Raw genomic sequence first — 20269 nt, forward strand, 5'->3', positions numbered from 1 at the left:
AAATGATAGTTGGCTGCCTGGAATGAAATAATATTTTACCTTCCATTTGAGATGGCCGTTCCAAGATGGTTAAAGTGTTACCGGGAAATCCTTTATTGAGTAATAATAACTAATGTTTACTGGTTTTGTAAAAAAATCACATACTTTAATCACGGAATCGTTTTCGCTTGGATGGCAGGTAAGGGCAGTATGGCGGACGTATTTATCGGCTTGAATTTAAAATGGATTCCCGAAATAACTTAAATTTGATATCATAACTGCTGTATAATTAATAATGAGTGGAGTAAACATAAAGAAACTGGCCGAAGCACTTAATCTGGCACCTTCCACGGTATCCAGGGCATTAAACGATAGCTATGAGATCAGTGAGAAGACCAAAAAACGGGTGCTGGATATGGCCAAGCAGATGAATTATCAGCCAAATCCATTTGCCAGAAGTCTTCGGGAACATAGAAGCAAGACCATTGCGATGATCATTCCCGATTTGGTCAATAATTTTTTTGCACAAGTGATCGAAGGGGTAGAGGAGATAACACAGCAATTTGGTTACCACTTGTTGGTTTATCATACGCATGAAGACGTGGAAAAAGAAAAAGAAATCGTGACGCATTTGCTTAATGGGCGAGTCGATGGCATTATGATGTCAGTTTCCCACCAGACAAAAGACATAGAACACCTGCACAATGTTTATGAAAGACGAATTCCCATCATCTTCTTTGATAGGATTTGCGAAACCATTCCAACCACCAAATTTGTCACCAACGGCTACGAGAGTGGGTACGAACTGGCCAGCCATATGATTAAAGAAGGCTGTAGGCGGATTGCTTTTTTATTATTGTCCCAAGAAATATCGATCAGCCAGCAGCGTCTCAGGGGCTATTTGGATGCCCTTAAAGATCATGGTATCGCACAGGATGATTCCCTGGTGCTGAAATGCGTGAATGCGGACGAAGATAATCATCGTATCATAAAAGATTTTTTATGTAGCGAAGTGAACCCAGATGGTGTATTGGCGGCGGTAGAAAAACTGGCTATTAGCACGTATCACGTGGCCAGGGACCTGCAGTTGACGATTCCCGATCAGTTAAAGGTAGCTTGTTTTTCCAACATGAAAATTGCAGATCTTTTGGCGCCGAGTCTGACCACCGTGGCCCAGCCCACGCATGAATTTGGGCGGCAAGCAGCTAGCCTATTGATGAATAAGCTGACCAAAAAGAATGCTCCTGATTTTGAGGATGAAGTAATTGTTTTGCCTTCTACCATGCATATTAGAAAGTCTTCAATGGCCCATAATTGACGGGATTTCACCCTACGGAAAAGTTTGGCTCGATAGTCATCCTGAGGCTTGTCCGGCAGCGAGTAGAAGGATGTTGTATAGTCTCAACTGAGTTCAATAGGCGGACGATCGGCCTCGCATTCATAGGATTCCATATAGCATTTTACATTCACACGCTTATTTGAAGTCTTTTTTATATCCTAGAATTGAAGGTGGTTTTTTAAGGCAATAAAAAAACGCCAACTGAAACAGGTCCAGCTGGCGTTTGATAGGTTGGTGGTAAATAAAATGGGTTAATATCCAGGGTTTTGAGGGAAGGCGCCGCTTCCTCCAGCTGTCCTGTCAATTTGGTCTTGAGGGATGGGCCTTAAAATATGGGTCGCTTTAATGTTTGGGGAACCTGCTTCATTGTACATTTGAACCCGCTCTACCAATACGCCCCATCTGGCCAAGTCCATCCATCGCTTTTGTTCTCCGAGTAATTCCCTGGCACGCTCGTCCATGATGAATTCCAAGTTGAGCTCAGCAGAAGTGATTTCCATTTCGGCTTCTTTGCCAGGCCATGCAGCCCGTCGCCGGATCATATTGATGTTTTCTAAGGCCTCGTCTATTTTATCCTGCTGGAACTGTGCTTCTGCCAGCATTAGGTAAGTGTCCGCTAGCCTGAAAGCAATATAGTCCCTTCCGCCCTCAGCTTGGGTTTTATCCTGCCTGCCCGGATCTAAATGTTTGTTGAGCGTAGGGTACAGTTTATCTGTGTACATGCTGGGCGTGAGGATCTGATAAGGTTTTGCGGCCCGTTCAGCTTCAGGAATCTCATATCCAGGGATATAAATGGCTGTATCTCCTTCCGCAAAGGAGACGGTGCTTTTGCTCAGGTCAAAAGTGGTGTTGTAATCTCCGGGATTGTTAGAATAAAAGACATTCTTGAACGATTTTTGATAGCGGGCATCCACATCCCTATTGACAAATGCCTGATTTAAGGTGTATGCTGTCGGGCGGTATCTTTTCCAAGGCCTACCATTGGCAACATCCCGCTGCATGCCCGGTTGGACATCGTATTCCATTAGGAAATAGAGGTGGGTGTTGTTTCCTCCGCCATTGGTAAGGGGATCACGAGTGTACTGAATACTAAAAATGACTTCGTCATTGATTTCATTTCCGAAGGCATAGACATCTGCAAAATCTGGAAGCAATTGGAAGCCATAATCATCAATCACTTTTTGGAAATAGGATTCCGCATTGGAGAAATCACTTCCTTCACTGGCATCCGAGTAGCCTTTGGTCAAGTAAACCAATCCCAAAAGATGCTCTGCTGCTGGCCTGGTGGCTTTTCCGTAAGATGAGGCACGCATGGTAGGTTCGAGGTCTGGAATGGCAGCTTCTAAATCTGCAATAATGGCGGTGTACATATCGGCCAAGGAGGCGCGCCCCACCTCGTTGGTGGGAACGACTGTCTCACTTAGCTGAAGGTCTACCCCTCCAAAATGTTGGGTCAATACGAAATAGTGATGGGCACGGATAAATTTGGCTTCAGCAATGTACTGGGTCTTTAGGCTTTCTTCCAATCCAGTCACCGCTGGTGCACGATCGATAACAGCATTACAAGTGTTAATGCCTGTATAAAAATTGTTCCATACTTCCCGTACATGGCCTGTCCTAGGATCAAATTGTGAAGTATATTGGTTCATGAATTTCCAGCTCCCGTCGGCGCCATTGGTGTAGGTGTCGGTACCGAAAATCGTAAAGTTATTGCCTCTTTCGGTTCCATAGAAAGACCTGAACGTACTATAGGCAGCATTCACTCCATCACGGAGACCGCTGGGTGTATTCATGTAATTATCCCCGATATTGGCAATAACTTCTTCTTCCAATACGCCTTCACAGGACGGCAGCAAGGCCATTCCCAATCCTAAGGAGCAAGCAAGAAAAACGGTGGACAGTTTGTTTTTATAACTATTGATTCGCATAAGTTCTGTTCTTTTAAATCCTCATTAAAATTTTGCATTTATACCAAAAGTAAAGGAAGTAACGGCCGGTGAGATATTGGCATTTACTTCTCCAGCGCCAGCTCCTTGATCACCATCCAAGTAAACCTCAGGGTCGATGCCCTTGTGCTTGGTGCGGTATTCAGCAAATATGAAAGGTTGCTGGATACTACTGTAAAGCCTTAGACTGCTCATACCGATCTTCCCAGCAATTTTATCTGGAAAGTTGTAGCCCACATTGATGTTCCGCACTTTTATAAAAGTCCCATCAAAATAGGACATAGAGCTTGCATATTTGGGGCTTTCCTGGTTTTGGTTAGGACGAGGAAATTCATTGGTGGGGTTGTTTGGAGTCCAATAATCCACGGCGAGGTTATTGTATCGGCCGTATAGCCCGTTAAATTGGTCATGGAAACGACTTCTGATCATGGAACCGAATCGACCATAGATAAAGAAGGATAGGTCAATGTTTTTATAGGAAAACCTATTGGTCATCCCCAACACGAAATCCGGTACTGCTGAGCCCAGAATCTGGCGATCATCTGCATTGATTTGGCCATCATTATTGATGTCTTCTATCCTGATTTCTCCGACATTGTCTTCGTAAGATTCCGCAATATCCGCCTGGTCTGTCTGCCAAATGCCGATTTTCTTATAATCATAAAATACCGTTAACGCTTCTCCCACAAATCGTCCGGCAGAAATATCATCGCCGTTTGGAAGCTCTAGGATTTCTTCTCTGTTGCGGTTAAAAATAAAGTCTGTTGTCCAAGTGAAATTGCTATTGTCTATGTTGACACTGTTTATGGTGAGCTCAACACCTCGGTTTTGGGTCTTGCCTACATTGGTGGTATAACCTCCAAAGCCGATGGAGTTGGGCAAAGGCTGTGGCGCCAGGAGGTCCTTGGTAGTCGTAACATAATATTCCAAACTACCGCTGATCCGACCTGCTATTAAGGAGAAATCCAAGCCCGTGTTTAGGGTAGTAGACGTTTCCCATCGAAGGTCCGGATTGCCAATGGTATTGGGACCATACCCGAATGCAGGGCTGTTTTCATAAGCATAAGTACTTCTGCCCAATAGCGGTTGGGTCTGATAAGGATCGATGGCCTGGTTACCGATGGATCCATAACTTACCCTTAGCTTGAGTTGGTCAAATGTTTCACTGGCTTTAAAGAATGGCTCGTCACTAATGTTCCAGCCCACTGCCACGGATGGGAAGTAGGAAAATTTATTGTTTTCTCCAAATTTCGAGGATCCATCAGCTCTTAAGGTACCTGTAATGAGGTACTTGCCTTTGAAATTGTAATTAAGTCGCCCCATGAAGGACAGCAGGGTCCATTGGGTCAAATTGGTGTTGGCTCCGGTGATTTGGCTGGCGTCCCCGAGCCTGTTATAGCTTTGACTTTCGGCGGGAATACCTTGGACACTTAGAAAAGTCTCTTCTAAATTATCCTTTTGGATGGATTGGAGACCGGTGAATTTAAAGGTATGGTCTTCGCCAAATGTTCGGTCATAGGTAATGATGTTTTCCAATGTGTAGTTAAACCTGAAATCTTCATTCACACTGCCTATGGGATCGCCACCTCTTCTGGAATTGGTCTGCGAACCTGTAAACCTGCCGTTTCGGTCGATCGTGATGTCCGGACCAAAATTTACCCGGTACGTCAGACCGTCTATGATCTTCCACTCTGCATAAATACTGTTGAATATCCTGTACCTTTTGGTAAGGTCAATGATGGCGCCAGGCACGATTTCCGCTAGGGGGTTGGTCCTGAGGCCGTCAGAGGTGGGCAGGAAAATAAGGTTTCCATCTTCATCATAAGGCTTGCCGAGTGGGTTCTCCTGCATGGCACCACCGATCGGGTTGAAGTTTTCCCCGTTTCTTTCGCTGTAAGAAACTAACGTAGAGGTCCCAAAGCGGATTTTATCGTTGATTTTATGGTCAACGTTTGCACGGAAGTTATACCTTGTGTAGTCTTGGTTGATGACCACGCCTTTATCCTGAAAGAAGCCTCCGGAGACAAAAAACTGGGTTTTTTCACTTCCTCCGGAAACCGATAATTGATGACTTTGGATGGCACCTGTCCGGGTGAGGGCTCCTACATAATCGGTCGTTCTTCCCGCAGCAATGCCTTCCAGCTCTACAGGTTCAAATAGGGCTTCGTCTGCCTCTTGGGTAGCAGGACCTTCTGGATAATTCCCCGTAGCCCTGCGCGACTCACGTTTGTATTCGGCAAATTCGGGACCGTTAAACACTTCTATCGTTCCTAGTGATTCATTGAAACCATAATAGGAATCCAAGGAAACTACCGTTTTGCCTGTAGTCCCCCTTTTGGTGGTGACCAACACGACGCCATTGGCGCCCCGCGAACCGTAAATGGCCGTAGCAGAGGCATCCTTTAGGATTTCCATGGACGTAATGTCATTTGGGTTGATGTCGTTGATGCCCCCGGCGATGGGGATTCCATCTACCACGTAGAGCGGCTCATTGCTGGCGTTAAAGGATCTTCTGCCCCGTATCCGTACTTGGGGAGCAGCACCGGGCTTACTGCCAGGGGAGGTGACGTCCACCCCAGACGAACGCCCTTGCAATGCCTGGCGGGCATCGGTGATGGGCTGGTCGGTAATTTCTTTTGAGCTTACTGAAGAAATGGCCCCGGTAAGCTGACTTTTTTTGACGGAGCCATATCCCACGACCACCACCTCTTCCAAGTCTGACACATCCGGTGTTAAAGCGACATCAATGGTGGTTTGATTGCCGACGAGCACCTCGGTAGTCTTGTAGCCAATAAAGGAAAATTGTAAAGTTTGGTCTGCACTGGCCGAAATGGTGTATTTTCCATCGATGTCTGCGGCCGTGCCATTGCTGGTGCCTTTGATTAAGACTGCTGCGCCTGGAATAGGCATCCCGTTTTCATCGGTAATGGTCCCAGTGACTTGTACATTTTGGGCCAGAATAGGCCCGGAAAGGAATAGCAGGAACACAAGTGCCCCCACCCAAAAGTAAATTTTGGTTTGCATAGTTATTTGGTTTAATGTTAATCATTAAAAGGGTTTAAATATTCTAATGATCTTTTGCTTTTTGAAATAGATACATTAGGGATGATATAAATTAGGGATACTATTGACTGAATTCAAGGTGATATTATATTTTATTTACGGAATCGATTTCGTAAATAATGTTTTGTAAAAACATAAATGGACGGTTTCAAAATAATATAATTGGAGTATATCATCGATGAATAATTACATGGTCCATTCTAAATAATGAAAGGAAATGGTTAAAATCAAATTAAATAGTATTATTAAAGGATATCGGTGGCGTATTGTGGCCTTGCTTTTTTTGGCTACTGCTATTAAGTATATCGACCGGAATGTCCTTTCGTTTACCATGATTGATGAAGGATTTCGGCGGGAAATGTTAGGTGTTTCGGATACGACAGCCCTATCCAGTGAATTGATCGGTAAATTCAAAATCCTGATGGGTTATGTCGATGCCAGTTTTAAATTTGCTTATGCCATCGGTTTTGTATTGATGGGATATTTTATCGATCGGGTTTTGGTCAGGAAAGGCTACAGTATCGCTATTGCTATTTGGAGTCTTGCAGGAATTGTCACGGCATTTGTCAGCAGCTTTAGAGGGCTTAGCTTTACGAGGTTTGTTTTCGGCTTTGGGGAATCCGCCAATTTTCCCGCGGCCATCAAAACCATCGCGGAGTGGTTCCCCAAAAAGGAGCGGTCTTTTGCCACCGGAATTTATAACGCCGGAGCCAATGTAGGAATCATGGCAACGGTTTTGATTGTCCCGGCCTTAATATTGAATTTGGGGTGGCGATGGTCATTTCTTTGTACTGGATTATTGGGCTTGGTGTTGTTGGCCTGTTGGCTTTTGATTTACAAACCGCCGAAAGCACACCCGAAAGTGAGCCAAGATGAGCAGGAACATATTCATGCTGACGAGGAAAGTGAACACGAAGCTGAAAAAGTCCCCTGGAAAGACTTGCTAAAGACCAAAGGCGCTTGGGCGATTGCCTTGGGGAAGTTTTTGACGGATCCGATCTGGTGGTTTTACCTCACCTGGTTGCCGGATTTCTTTAATAGCAATGAGGCCTTGGAAACCAAACTTGACCTGACGGGACTGGCGCTTCCCTTTATCTTTATTTATTTCACATCTGATCTGGGCAGTGTGTTTTTTGGTTGGTTATCGGGCAAGTTTATCAATATGGGCTGGTCGCTAAATAAGAGCCGAAAAGTCACGCTGCTGCTGTGCGCCTTGTTGGTGGTTCCCTTGATTTTTGCAGCAAAAGTCGCCAATGTATACGTTGCGATGGTATTGGTGGCTTTGGCAGCCGCGGCTCACCAAGGCTGGTCCGCAAACTTATTCACCTTATCTTCCGACATTTTTCCAAAGAGAGTAGTGGGATCGGTAGTGGGCTTGGCAGGAATGGTGGGAGGAATAGGAGGGACCATCTTTGCAGCCTTTGCAGGGATCATATTGGTAAAATGGGGGTATTTCCCAATCTTTATCATCGCGTCATCCGCTTACCTGCTGGCTTGGTTGATCATTCATCTTTTAGTGCCCAAGATCGGCGTGCGTTCATAGCTCACTTCGGCAGCAATCTGGAGACCTTAATGGAACAAAGAATGAAAGTATTGCTTCTTCCAGTGGAGATGGGAAGAAGCAATACGATGGAAGTGAAGAAGGGTTTTTAGCTTAGCTAATAAAGGAATCAGCTTGGTGGTACGCGTCTATAAGGGCTTGCTCACCAGCTTTTCCAGAATGGGCATTGCCGTGCTCCATCCCACAGATGCCGGTAAATCCCTTTTCATGAATCCACTTAAAGACATTCTGATAATTGATTTCACCTGTGCCAGGTTCTTTCCGGCCAGGGTTGTCACCAATTTGGATATAGGCAATTTCCTCCCAGCAAAGCTCCATATTGGGGATGAGGTTACCTTCATTTCGCTGCATATGATAAATATCGTAAAGGATTTTGACAGCTGGACTGGCCACGGCCTTGCAGATCATATAGGCTTGATTGGAATGTCGGAGGTAAAGGTGGGGATTGTCACTGAGCGGTTCCATCACCATCGTCAGCCCGTGTGGTTCAAAAACATCTGCTCCTAATCTATAGGCATCAATGATATGGGCGGTTTGTTGGTCAAGTGGAAGATTCCGTTCAAAATATCCCGGTACCACTGTCATCCATTTTGCATTGACAATTTTGGCCACTTCTACGGCCTTCTTGCATTCTTTTACAAATGCTTCCTTGTACTCCTCTTTTCCCGTCGTCAAGGCCACTTCCCAGTTGAACCCGGGGTCGATCACAAAAACCCCCATTGTCATGTCGTTTTTTTCCAAGGCCGCCCCGATACGCTTTTGGTCTTCTACGGAACGTTTCATGAGCCCATTATCTTCCAATGCGGGAAAGCCTTGTTCAGCCATAAAGTTAATTTGATCTACCAAGTCATCACCAGCATGATTCCTAAACATACCAAAATGGGGAGCGTAATTTAAATTAAACTTTTGGGGCACATGGGGTGTTGGATTCGTGCGGGCAAAAGAGGCTCCACTGGTCAGTGTCGCCAAAGCACTGCCCAGTGCAGCATTTTTTAAAAAAGTCCTTCTAGGGTTATGATGGTTTTTCATTTGTTAATGTGTTTTAGTTTTAATCAAAAGCTAACGAATATAGGATTTGTCCTAACGACAGGCAAATTAATTTTTATCAATGGTCTGTATATCGATGCTTTATTTCATGGATGATAGGGTGTACAGGTGTCTAATGTTGCTAATTCCTGTAAACCTATAAAAGTTATGGTAGAATAGGTAGGTAAAAGCGTTTTTTTGAGAGGTTTTGGTGATAGTCAACTAACCTTCAATGTAATGACTACCAACACCGAAAAATAGAATTATTGGATGCAATGGGGTTCCCTGAAGAAATCTTTGCTTCCACGGTTGGATTTGAACCAAGGTCAACTACCTTTTTTAGCCTTCATTAGCCCTGATTTTCGGAAAGGGCATTATACCTCCATCGTGATCATTTGACCAATGCAAGGCTCCTATGAGCTTATGATGATATAATTGAGACAATTGGTGTCTACTTTCTATCATTCGAAGATGGTGAAGGCTACATGCCATTGTAAAAAGTGGTAAATTTAACATCCAACTATGGATAAAAGGCGATGAATAGAATTGACCGTTTGACTGCTATTTTGACACACCTTCAGACCAAAAGATTGGTCAAGGCGCAACATTTGGCAGATCGATTTAATATAAGCTTGCGGACCGTGTATAGGGATATACGGGCGCTGGAAGAAGCGGGTGTTCCGATCATTGGTGAAGCGGGGGCAGGGTATTCTCTTTTGGAAGGCTACAGGCTTCCGCCAGTGATGTTTACCCAAGAGGAGGCCATGGCGTTTGTCATGGCCGAAAAGATGGTAGAAAAGCTTACCGATAAAGAAAGCGCAGGCCATTTTAGGGAAGCCATGTATAAGATCAGATCGGTGTTGAGAAGTGCAGAGAAGGATGTATATGAGTTGGCAGAATCCCATATTGCCATCCGAAAACGCCCCAATAGTCTTTTGCAAAATGATCGGCCGAAAACCATTCCTACGATCCTGTCGGGTATAGTGAAAAAAGAAGTACTCCAGATGGACTACCAAGCCACTGGCCAGGACGAGCCATCGTGGAGAGCTATAGAGCCGATGGGGATTTATTATTATTTTGACCAATGGTATATGATCGCATATTGTAGGCTTCGGGAGGCCTACAGGACTTTTCGGATTGATCGGATTGTCAAGTTGGTGGAATCAGGAGAACACTATGAAGACAAACATCCCACTTTGCAGGCGTATTTAAAGGAATTGGAAAACCAAAAAGAACTGACCAAGATTGTGGTTCAGGTGGATAATCGGGTAGTTCCGTACTTAAATGGGGACAAATATGATTATGGTTTAGTGTACCAGTCTGACAAAGGCGACCAAACGGAAATGACTTTTATGCTTCCTTACGAGGACGATTTTATCAGGTGGTTTTTCATGTTTGCCGAATATGCTGATATCATTTCTCCAGAACATGTTAAAGATAAGGCGAGTGCAAAACTGCAAGAAAAGTGGGAGAGGCTTAAAAAAATTCCAAGCTCCTGACATAGGGCTGTCACTGGTGATTGTTTCTTTTGTCTTATCGTTTACCTGATTTTAAAGATGAACCCTATGATTTTAGTTTTTAAAACATCCATTAAAAGCATGTCGGAACTGGATAATATCGCATCGGATATGAATCATTTTTTAGGTGAAGAGGCCACTTGGAACGTAGACCTTGAAGATTGTGACAATATCCTTCGGGTGGTCACCGATCAATATGACGACCAACAGATTGAATATTTCCTTTTGTCGAGAGGGTATTTTTGTAAAGCATTGGAGGATTGATTTTTCACTGGCTTGATCCCCACTCCTTACCAAAATTAATCTGATTAAATGCCTCATAGGGTAAAGCTATGGCTTTTTAGAATTCATAATAGGGTGATGATTTTAGAAATCTCATAAATATTATCAATTATAATTTATTTGGATTAAGTCTAAATAGATATACATTTGCAATGTTATCTATAATTAATCTAAATAATGAGAAAGAATATAGCCTATGTTTTTGTCCTGCTATTGACCGTGGCATGTAGCAGTAAAGGGAACCGTGAGCACGTGACGGCAACACCAGAGCAGGATGATCCCAAAATCATTACGGCAGGAGGAACGATCACTGAAATTGTCCATGCTTTGGGGCATGGAGATGCCATAGTAGCGACAGACCGTACCAGTACATATCCTTCGCAAATGCAAACCTTGCCCTCCATCGGTTATAGAAATCAAATTCAAGCTGAAGGAATTTTATCGCTTAATCCGGATTGGATTCTAGTGGAAGAACATTACCTCAACCAAGATGTAGTGACCCAACTACAAAACAGCGGTAAACAGGTCACGGTTCTTCCTAAACCACAATCCGAAGAAGCGGCAGCTGCACTTATTAAGGAAATAGGAGGAATGCTTGAGGAAAAGGAAAGGGCTGAAGGATTAATAGAGCAGTTGACGCAGGATTTGGAAACCTTACGGGGGCTAAAAGCCGAAAATGACACCCAGCCAAAAGTAGCTTTTATCATGTCCAGAGGGCCAGAAATGGTCTTTTTGGCCGGGAAAAATACTTTTGCCTCGGCCATGATAGCCTTATCCGGTGGTCAGCCTGTTGAGGTAGATTTTGAGGGCATGAAACCGTTGACTCCAGAAGCATTGCCCGCTCTGAATCCAGATTATATCCTGATGTTTGAGTCGGGCTTCCAAGCCTCTGGTGGGAAGGAAGGCCTGCGTGCCATTCAGGGAATTACGGAGACCAACGCTTGGAAGAAGGATCAGTTCGTCGTAATGGATGGACATTATGTGTCCAGTTTTGGTCCCCGATTAGGGCAGGCGGCTATAGAATTGTTTGAGAAAACCCATCCTTGATCATAAAGTAACCTTAGCAATATGCACTTATCCCTTGGCTACAAAACGGTCAGCAAGCATCGGTCAATGATTATTTCAGCGTCGGCTGTGTTATTGCTGATGTGCGTGCTGCTTTCATTGGTGACAGGAGCCTATGCCATCTCCATAAACGAAGTGGCGGAGATTCTGGCTTCCAAGGTTGGCTTTGCATCGAAAGAGGGGATAGCTGCTGAAAAAATGGCCGTTTTGTGGGCAATAAGGTTTCCGAGAGTAGTATTGGGCGTCTTGGTAGGGGGAAGCTTGGCCGTGGCCGGAGCGTGTCTTCAAGGATTGTTCAGGAATCCCTTGGTGGAGCCGGCCATTATAGGTGTCAGCTCAGGCAGTGCCTTGTTTGCCGTAATTGTTATTGTGTTTTCTAGTTCCATCGGTTGGCAGTTGCAATCTGTATTTGGTGCATTTGCTTTGCCTTTGGCGGCTTTTACTGGAGGCTTGTTAAATACCTTTTTGGCGTATAGACTAGCCAGTAAGGCCGGCAAAACCGATATCTCCATCCTGATCCTTGCCGGGGTAGCGATCAATGCGCTATCTGCGGCACTGATCGGGCTAGTCATTTACTATGGGGACGACCATGCTATTCGAAACTTCACCTTTTGGAGCTTGGGCAGTCTGGGAGGAGCATCTTGGTCCAAAGTGTACATTGTGGGTGTTTTCATCTTCTTGTCAACTGTGGTGATGCTGTCCTTCCCCAGGTCGCTCAATGCCTTGGCGGTGGGAGAGGCCGAAGCCTACCATATGGGGATCAATGTGCAGCGAGTAAAACACCTGCTGCTCTTTTTCAGTGCTTTGGCGGTAGGAGCAGGCGTTTCGGTGACGGGTGCCATAGGATTTGTAGGATTGGTGGTGCCCCATTTGGTGCGGATGCTCTTGGGAGCAGACCATCGCATACTTTTGCCGATGGCCTTTCTGTTCGGAGCGATATTGATGCTGGTGGCGGACGTTGTTTCTCGGCTCGTGGTGGCTCCGGCGGAGCTGTCAATTGGCATTATCACCGCGTTGATAGGTGCCCCGTTTTTTATATCCATTCTCATGAATTTCAAAAAGCAACGTGTCCTATGATGATCAGTGCTGAAAATATTCATTTCTGCATCCAGAAACGTCCCATCTTGGACCAGGTAGATCTCCAAATTTATCCTGGAGAAGTGTTGACGATCCTTGGACCAAATGGAGCGGGGAAGTCCACCCTGCTGAAGCTGTTGAGCGGGGAGAACACTTGTGATACGGGCAAGATTTCCATCAATCAGGTACTGCTACAGCAGCTAAAGCCAAGGCAATTGGCAAAATATCGGGCGGTGATGCCGCAGCATTCTTCGGTCAATTTTCCCTATACGGTGGAAGAAATAATTGCCCTCGGAAAGCTAGCGCACGATCCCCACTCGTCTTCCGATCAACTCATGGAAGAAGTAATGGACATTACGGGAACCGCTGCCTTGCGGGAAAGGATGATTAAAGGATTGTCCGGAGGAGAGCGGCAACGGGTCCACTTGGCTAGGGCGCTTTTGCAGATTTGGGAAGACAAGCCTTATGCGCGGTACCTGTTATTGGATGAGCCGACTTCCAGCATGGACATTGCCCAGCAGCATCAAGTGCTAAGGCTGTTGCGATTCCTGCGTCAACGGAATATTGGCGTATTGACCATCCTTCATGATTTGAACTTGGCCGCTCAATATTCCGACAAGGTCATGTTGATGAAGGATGGGAAAGTAGTGGGATTTGGTCCCACTAGTGCCATCATGACAGCCACTAAGCTTTCTCATGTTTATGGGCATCCCATCTCCGTGATGTCCCATCCGATGGACGAAAAACAAGTGGTCATTACCTCAGAAACAACATCAAATAATCACACATACGCTTCATTTAAAACTGCTTAAGATGATGAATACGGAAATTAAAACAGCACAACATATAAAGGAAAGATACCAACAATTTAAGGATCATAATTCCAAGGTAAGGATCAGGGAAGCCGCTAAAAAGTTAGGGGTTTCCGAGGCAGAATTATTGTCTACGTCCATTGGCGAAGGGGTGGTGAGACTGGAAGGGAATTGGGCGGATTTTATCCTGCAATGTCGGGATTTAGGAAGGATAATGGCCTTGACCAGATCAGAGGGATGTGTGCTTGAGCACAAAGGGACCTTCCAAAAAATCAGCATTCATGGGTCTGCTCCACATCAGGTGGCCACAGTGATAGGCCCGATAGAGCAGCGTATTTTCTTTAGCAACTGGAAATTTGGCTTTGCCGCTGAAATTCAGGGAGTGCGGGGCTTGATGAAGAGCTTCCAGTTTTTTGACCAGGCAGGGCAGGCCATCATGAAAATTTATCTGCAAAAAGAAAGCAATGAAGATGTCTTTGAGCAGCTTAAAAACGAATACAAAGCCTTAGACCAAATGGCGGATCTTGACATTGAAGCGATTGAGGTTCCTGAATATACCACGGATATAGACGAAGCCGCTTTTAGGAAGGAATGGGAAGAAATGAAAGATACGCATGCCTTTTTCGGAATGCTCAAGCGGTACAAGCTCCATCGGCAAGAAGCACTCCGGAAGATTGGAGATAAGTGGGCCTATCGTGTAGATCGATTGGTGGTGAGGGATATACTGGAAAAAGCGGCCGAACAGGAACTGCCCATCATGGTATTTGCCGGTAACCGCGGCAATATCCAGATCCATCAGGGAAAGGTGAAAAACCTGCACCAAATCGATAACTGGTTCAATGTCATGGATCCGGATTTTGTGATGCACTTGAATGAGGATACGATCGATGAAGCTTGGGTGGTGCATAAAAATACCGATGATGGCGTGGTATCTTCCCTGGAGTTGTTTGACCCATCGGGTGAATTAATCGCCCAGTATTTTGGGCTCCGTAAGCCAGGCATCCCCCAAAATGCTGCCTGGAAGAAACTGATGGATGCCTTACCTAAAAGATCCTTATAAAGCATTTTTTGTGATTGTCTCTTTACTTTTTGAGTTGTTTTGATAACCCCGGGCAGAAGGCCCGGGGCTCAAAAACCCTCATGGAGACAGTGGCAATGGATGTTTGACCGCAAAATTTACTAGGGTTAATAATGATTAAAAAAATTACATGTACATGGCTGTTTTGCTTGATCAGTCTGGTTTCCTTTGCTTCAAAGGAGCCCTTGGAAATTCTGATTCAGGACGTAAAAGGCAGTCCCATTACCCATGGCATCATCAAGATAGGTGATGGAAAGGTGTTGTCTGTCAATAGCAATGGACAGGCTAAAGTCGATATCTCCGCTTATTCGGCATCCGTAGAGTTGGAGATCTATGCCATGGGTTTCGAGCAATTGAAACTGACAGTGGGCGAGCTGATGAACAATCCCCGGGTAGTTCTGAAGGAGTCCCTTGGACAGATGGATGAGTATGTGCTGTCCGCTACACGGACGGACCGGAGTGTGGAAGATTTACCGATGCCAGTGACCATTTTGACCCAGGAAAAGATTCGTGAAACCGGGGCATTCAGGCTCTCGGATATTTTAGGTGAGCAGACAGGCCTGCAGTTGGTGGCTGATCATGGCACGGGGCTTCAGATGCAAGGACTTGACTCAGAGTATATTTTGATTCTCTTGGATGGAGAGCCGTTGATCGGTAGGACAGCCGGTACCTTTGACCTGGACCGGATCAGTGTAAGCAATATCGAGCGGATCGAAATCCTACGCGGACCGTCCAGTGCGATTTATGGCAGTGAAGCCATGGCCGGGGTGGTTAATATCATTACCAAAAAGCAACGAGAGGGATTCAGTGCCAATGTGATCGGCCAATATGGCTCTTTTAATTCACTGGATCTAGGAGCTGAAGTAGGACTCAATACCAACGGCTGGAATGTGTATGGATACTATGATTATTTTTCTACGGAAGGCTATGACCTGAACACAGAGAATATAGGGAAGACCAAGGCTCCCCATAAAGCCCAGACGGGGCAATTAAAACTTGGCAAGTCCCTGGGAGAAAAATGGAAATTTAACCTTAACGGCAGAATCTATAAAGACGATTACCAGGACGTTATCGGTGTTAGCTCCGGCGGTGAGACCTTGACAGCTGATATGGCAGGAGACAGCAGGGATATTAACATCAACCCTTCTGTTCGCTTCAAGCCCAACACGGACTGGACATTTACCCTGCGGAACATGACCACCTTGTATGATACCCATTCGAACACTGTTTTTGCCGAAACAGGGGAAGTGGTGGACGAGGAAAACTTTAGCCAGCGCTATCACCGGACAGAAATGCAGACCGATTTCAGATTGGATGAAAAGCAGCTGCTGACCATAGGGGTGGGGCACCAACTCGAAACAGTGGATGCTACCAGGTATGATGACAATAACCGGTTCAACTCCGGCTACCTTTACCTCCAACACCAATGGAATCCCACCAAGAAGTGGAACGTGGTGACAGGAGTCCGGGGAGACCTGCACAGTGAATATGCTGGGAGGATCAGTCCCAAGATAGCCGCGATGTATGCGTTCTCGGATAACTTTAGCTGGCAAGGTTCCGTGGGCGCAGGATTTAAGTCACCCGACTTCCGTCAGCTCTTGCTCAATTTCAATAATGCAGCAGTGGGCTATTATGTCTATGGGGCCATGTTGGTGGAAGAAGGGGTAAGACAGTTGGAGGAGCAGGGCCAGGTGCAGCAGTTGCTGATGGATCCGTCTTCCTTTGGGGACTTGCAGCCGGAGAATAGCTGGGCCATAAACACCGGTTTTCGCTGGAAGCTGACAGACGACCTGCTGTTGAATACCAACTTCTATAGAAACCAAATTTCCAACCTCATCGAAACTGCAGCAGTGGCCAGGTTGACCAATGGCAGAAATGTCTACAGTTACATCAACCTCAACGAGGTGATCACACAAGGAGCAGAAGTGGAAGCCAACTACCGGTTGGGCAGTCAATGGAGATTCTCCCTTGGCTATGTGTACCTGGACAGCCGTGATGAAGAGGTGATCGAGGGAATCAAAAATGGAGAATATTTCAAAAGGAATGCCCAAAATCAGACCAGAAGGGTAGAAAGATCAGATTATGGTGGTTTGTTTAATCGCAGCCGGCATAGTGGCAATGTGAAGGTGAATTTCTGGGAAAGACACAGCGGGATCAATGTAGCCCTGCGGGGAATTTATCGCGGAAAATACGGTTATGGCGATATCAATGGCAACCAGATTCTGGATGACCCTTCGGAATATGCCGATGGCCTGATGCAATTGCATTTGACCCTGTATAAAGAATTTGACAGAGGCATAAGGCTAGAAACGGGTGTAAGGAACATCACCGATGCCCTCAACCAATATGACAGCACCAATCCCGGAAGGACTTACTTTGTCCGGGTCACCGCATCGCTGGATCGGTTGATTGGGGAATAATGAATTAAGAATGTAGAATTAAGAATGATCAAGGCAGCCTGCAACTTTCAGGCCTTCCAACAAGAAAACGTTCAAAACTTGCAACATTTAAACAATTTATAAACATGAAAAAAGTAAACTTTATAGCGCTGGCCATGATGGCATTACCTCTATTTGCTGCCTGTACCAATGATGATGACACCGAACCACAAGTAGAAGGAGAATTGGAAGCGGTTTTGGTTGAGGACCTTTTTGCGCCTAATAGTAATCCTGGGTCTGACGATAGTCAAGAGTATGATTATGTGTATTTTAATTTTGAAAATAGTACAGTGGTCGATTCCAAAGATGAGGACTGGGACATCGCTTTCAAATCAACAGAGATAATTGTAAATGGGGGCATCAACGGTAACGGAAATGTAAAGGGAGCATTATTATCTGGAACCGTGTTCGAGGAACTTAAAGTTTTATCTGATGATGTGGAATTAACTGTTGATACTGAAGAAATGAATGCAATTCCTAACGGTATGCAATCAGGGTGGTGGAACTATGATATGAGTACACACTTTGTCACTCCAAAAGCGGCAGTTGTTCTCATCTTTCAAACAAATTCAGGGAATTACGTTAAAATGGAGATTTTAAGTTTCTTTAAAGGTAATCCACCCGCAGAAGAATATGAACTCAAGGATATGTATCATTATACCTTCCGATACGTCCTTCAGCCAAACGGAACAACGACTTTCTAAAGGTAACTTGATTTGACATATGTTTTCGCGGAAAAGGTGGAGCTCTTGGCTCCACTTTTTTTTATGGGGGATTACAAATCCCCAGTATCCGTCATCATGGATTATAAATCCGCGACAGCGATAATCTTAAAATCTTCCAATTTTATAATCTCCCAATCTTACTCAATAATGCGACGGAACGTGAGGCTGATCCTTGGGCGGGTGACTTTCTTGGTAGGAGGAAGGCGGTGGAGCCAGTTTTTCTGGGAACCTTCCCGCATGACAAGCAAGCTGCCGTTTTCAAGGATCAGGCTAACGGTCTGTTTGGTGGTTTTATGTTTGAAGGAAAACTTGCGTTCCGCACCAAAGGTCAGGGAAGTCACGATGGGATCATCGCCAAGCATCTTTTCCCCATCGCTGTGCCAAGCCATGCCTTCGCTGCCTTCATGGTAGAGATTCAGCAGGCAGGAATTAAAGATGTTGCCGGATTTAGCCTCCACTATGGCTTTAAGTTCTTTCAATGCCGGCGTCCAGGGAAGGGCCTGCTTTGTCGTGCCCGAATAGCGGTATTCAAAGGGGCTATCTCCGTACCAAGCTACTTTGCGTTTGGTAACGTAATGCTTGCCATAAAGCACGGCCTCATCATGTCTCCATTCGATGTGATGGAACAGCTTATCGAAATAATCAGTGGATTGCTCTTGGCTAAAGATTTTGCCATAGTAATGTACCGTGCCATCAAAAGGCAAAATATTGGGCAGGCTGTTTTGGCTAAATAAATCCATGGCTAAATGTAGCCGTTTGGCCAGAAAGTCCCAAAGGTGCTAATAAGTTGTTTTTTGTAGTGCACTTTAGGGATAGCTGGAAATACTGGTGTTAAGTTAGTCATAAAATAACCTTTCGACTTTCGTTTATCCTGAGCTAGTAGAAGTGCCGAAGGACTCAAGGTGACACTTCAGTATGTCAGGTCGAGCGCCCGCCTCCCGGAGGGCAGGGAGTCAAGACCTCGGATTAATGACACATCACGCCAAACTTCCTGGCACCTATTGTCACTTGATCACGCCATCAGCATCACAGCGGACGATTTGACTGGAGATGTAATAAGGTTTCCCTAATGGACTGGTGAAGTGATAGGCAATGTAAAACGTTTTCTGGCCTTTCTTGGGTAAGGTGACCTTGGTTTGGTTGTTTTTAACGGATTTTGATTTCCACTTTTCATCCCTGAAATCCATGTCTTCTGGTGATTTGGCCTCCCAAATCAAGACCTTATCTGGGACGTGGGATGGAAAACTACAGGAGACCGTCAGCTTTTTCTGGCCAGACTTGCTTACATCCATCTTCACTTGAGGTAGGGCTTGCTGCAGACATTGATATTCGAAGAAGGCACTGAGGTTTTGCAGGGCAATTTGGCCATCCCCCAAGCCATGTTCCACATTGGGAATGTATACCAAGTCATTGTCTCCAGGGATTTCATGCCAGTAGTTTTTTGCCGCATCGATGGGCCAATAAGGATCATTGGTGCCCATAAAGACTAGCTTTGGCATGTCCAATTGATTGCGGTAGGCATAGGGATCCACCATGGAGATGGTCGCCGTTCCTTCAGGAGTATTGGACGTTTGTGGAATGCCCAAGTCCACATAATCCTGAATTTCTGGACTGTAATCTTTCCACATTTCTATTTGATATTGTAAGCTGACAGGCATGTTCAGTACATCGATTACCATGGGGGCAATGGCGTTGACCCGATCGTCCTGACTTCCGGTCAGCCACGTAGTCCAACCTCTTTTGGAAAGTCCGGTCAATAGAAAATCATGAACCTCATGGCCTGTTTCATCCCTTGTAAAGGTCGATACAGCATCCATGGCACGCTGGACGGATTTTACCATTGGGAAGAGCAGGGGCCAGGTTTCGTCTCCCGTTTCTTGGTATTGGTGTAAGGTATAGCTAATGATTTCGTCTTCTACCTTTCCATCAAATATGGGCTGGTTGGGCACTTGAAAGATGGCCGCCACGATTGCATTATTGTCCACGGCCAGGTTTTCAAGCCCTTTAACGACCGCATCGTCACGGTCCCGCTGTTTGGGCAGGTTGTTTTCCAGCCGTCCTCCACCGATGTAAAGCAAGGCTTGATCGTACTGGACTCGTTCAGGTACCAGTATCACCAGGCGGTGTTTCCAAGTATAGCCTTTCCACTCCTGCGAAGTCAATAGAAGCTCATATTGGGTTTGATGAGGTAAACCGATTTCATCCACCCATTCCACCGTAAACTCGGGTGAAGGAGAGGAGAGGAAATTGGTGATGGCTGCATGCTTTTCCTGAGTAAAGCCAGGAACCGATAAGCAGCAAGCAAATAAAACGATTAACAGTCCATGATGTAAACGGTGCATCTTCATATAAAATTAATAA

General features: G+C 45.4%; 15 protein-coding genes. 10 read left to right on the forward strand and 5 right to left on the reverse strand.

Translation table 11 applies throughout. The features are described from left to right. Positions 1–274 precede the first annotated feature (274 nt). Positions 275–1297 carry a LacI family DNA-binding transcriptional regulator gene (locus ECHVI_RS15135; protein ID WP_015266893.1) on the forward strand — a complete coding sequence of 341 codons (1023 nt, stop codon included), beginning with the start codon at positions 275–277 and terminating at the stop codon, positions 1295–1297. A 272-nt stretch (positions 1298–1569) separates the two neighbouring features. Here the strand turns inward: ECHVI_RS15135 and ECHVI_RS15140 are convergent, their stop codons facing one another. Together ECHVI_RS15140 and ECHVI_RS15145 are read right to left on the reverse strand one after the other, a co-directional pair. Then, a complete protein-coding gene (locus tag ECHVI_RS15140; protein ID WP_015266894.1) occupies positions 1570–3246 on the reverse strand; it encodes a RagB/SusD family nutrient uptake outer membrane protein in 1677 nt (558 codons plus the stop codon). 24 nt (positions 3247–3270) lie between these two features. Continuing rightward, positions 3271–6288, reverse strand: a complete 3018-nt coding sequence (locus ECHVI_RS15145; protein ID WP_015266895.1) for a SusC/RagA family TonB-linked outer membrane protein — start codon at positions 6286–6288, stop codon at positions 3271–3273. A gap of 256 nt (positions 6289–6544) precedes the next feature. On the opposite strand from ECHVI_RS15145, the gene ECHVI_RS15150 reads away from it, so the two are divergent. Continuing rightward, positions 6545–7870, forward strand: a complete 1326-nt coding sequence (locus ECHVI_RS15150; protein ID WP_015266896.1) for an MFS transporter — start codon at positions 6545–6547, stop codon at positions 7868–7870. Between the two features lie 111 nt (positions 7871–7981). Here the strand turns inward: ECHVI_RS15150 and ECHVI_RS15155 are convergent, their stop codons facing one another. Further along, positions 7982–8917, reverse strand: a complete 936-nt coding sequence (locus ECHVI_RS15155; protein ID WP_015266897.1) for a hydroxypyruvate isomerase family protein — start codon at positions 8915–8917, stop codon at positions 7982–7984. Positions 8918–9450: 533 nt separating this feature from the next. Between ECHVI_RS15155 and ECHVI_RS15160 the strand changes: the two genes are divergently transcribed. The 8 genes from ECHVI_RS15160 (at position 9451) to ECHVI_RS15195 (ending at position 17887) form a co-directional block, all read left to right on the forward strand. Continuing rightward, positions 9451–10413: a helix-turn-helix transcriptional regulator gene (locus tag ECHVI_RS15160; protein ID WP_015266898.1), complete on the forward strand. Its 963-nt coding sequence runs from the start codon at positions 9451–9453 to the stop codon at positions 10411–10413. 66 nt (positions 10414–10479) lie between these two features. Beyond that, positions 10480–10695, forward strand: coding sequence for a hypothetical protein (locus tag ECHVI_RS15165; protein WP_015266899.1), 216 nt, complete (start codon positions 10480–10482; stop codon positions 10693–10695). Positions 10696–10890: 195 nt separating this feature from the next. Continuing rightward, on the forward strand, positions 10891–11760 hold the full coding sequence (locus ECHVI_RS15170; protein WP_015266900.1) for a heme/hemin ABC transporter substrate-binding protein: 870 nt from the start codon (positions 10891–10893) through the stop codon (positions 11758–11760). 21 nt (positions 11761–11781) lie between these two features. Continuing rightward, positions 11782–12855: a FecCD family ABC transporter permease gene (locus ECHVI_RS15175; RefSeq protein ID WP_015266901.1), complete on the forward strand. Its 1074-nt coding sequence runs from the start codon at positions 11782–11784 to the stop codon at positions 12853–12855. Next, entirely contained in the window at positions 12852–13667 is an 816-nt protein-coding gene (locus ECHVI_RS15180) for a heme ABC transporter ATP-binding protein (RefSeq protein WP_015266902.1), read from the forward strand. Before ECHVI_RS15175 ends, ECHVI_RS15180 begins: the two co-directional genes overlap by 4 nt. A 1-nt stretch (position 13668) precedes the next feature. Continuing rightward, the gene (locus ECHVI_RS15185; protein ID WP_015266903.1) at positions 13669–14727 is read left to right on the forward strand and encodes a hemin-degrading factor; all 1059 of its coding nucleotides are present in this window, start codon (positions 13669–13671) and stop codon (positions 14725–14727) included. A gap of 131 nt (positions 14728–14858) precedes the next feature. Beyond that, positions 14859–17165 (forward strand): TonB-dependent receptor plug domain-containing protein, encoded by a 2307-nt coding sequence (locus ECHVI_RS15190; RefSeq protein ID WP_015266904.1) that lies wholly within the window; start codon positions 14859–14861, stop codon positions 17163–17165. A gap of 104 nt (positions 17166–17269) precedes the next feature. Continuing rightward, positions 17270–17887 (forward strand): HmuY family protein, encoded by a 618-nt coding sequence (locus ECHVI_RS15195; RefSeq protein WP_015266905.1) that lies wholly within the window; start codon positions 17270–17272, stop codon positions 17885–17887. 158 nt (positions 17888–18045) lie between these two features. Here ECHVI_RS15195 and ECHVI_RS15200 read toward each other — a convergent pair whose 3' ends face one another. Both ECHVI_RS15200 and ECHVI_RS15205 read right to left on the reverse strand, forming a co-directional pair. After that, a complete protein-coding gene (locus tag ECHVI_RS15200; protein ID WP_015266906.1) occupies positions 18046–18648 on the reverse strand; it encodes an alpha-ketoglutarate-dependent dioxygenase AlkB family protein in 603 nt (200 codons plus the stop codon). A gap of 264 nt (positions 18649–18912) precedes the next feature. Further along, positions 18913–20250 (reverse strand): PhoPQ-activated pathogenicity-related family protein, encoded by a 1338-nt coding sequence (locus ECHVI_RS15205; RefSeq protein WP_015266907.1) that lies wholly within the window; start codon positions 20248–20250, stop codon positions 18913–18915. Positions 20251–20269: the final 19 nt, after the last annotated feature.

The organism is Echinicola vietnamensis DSM 17526, from assembly GCF_000325705.1.
Classification (GTDB): Bacteria; Bacteroidota; Bacteroidia; order Cytophagales; family Cyclobacteriaceae; genus Echinicola; species Echinicola vietnamensis.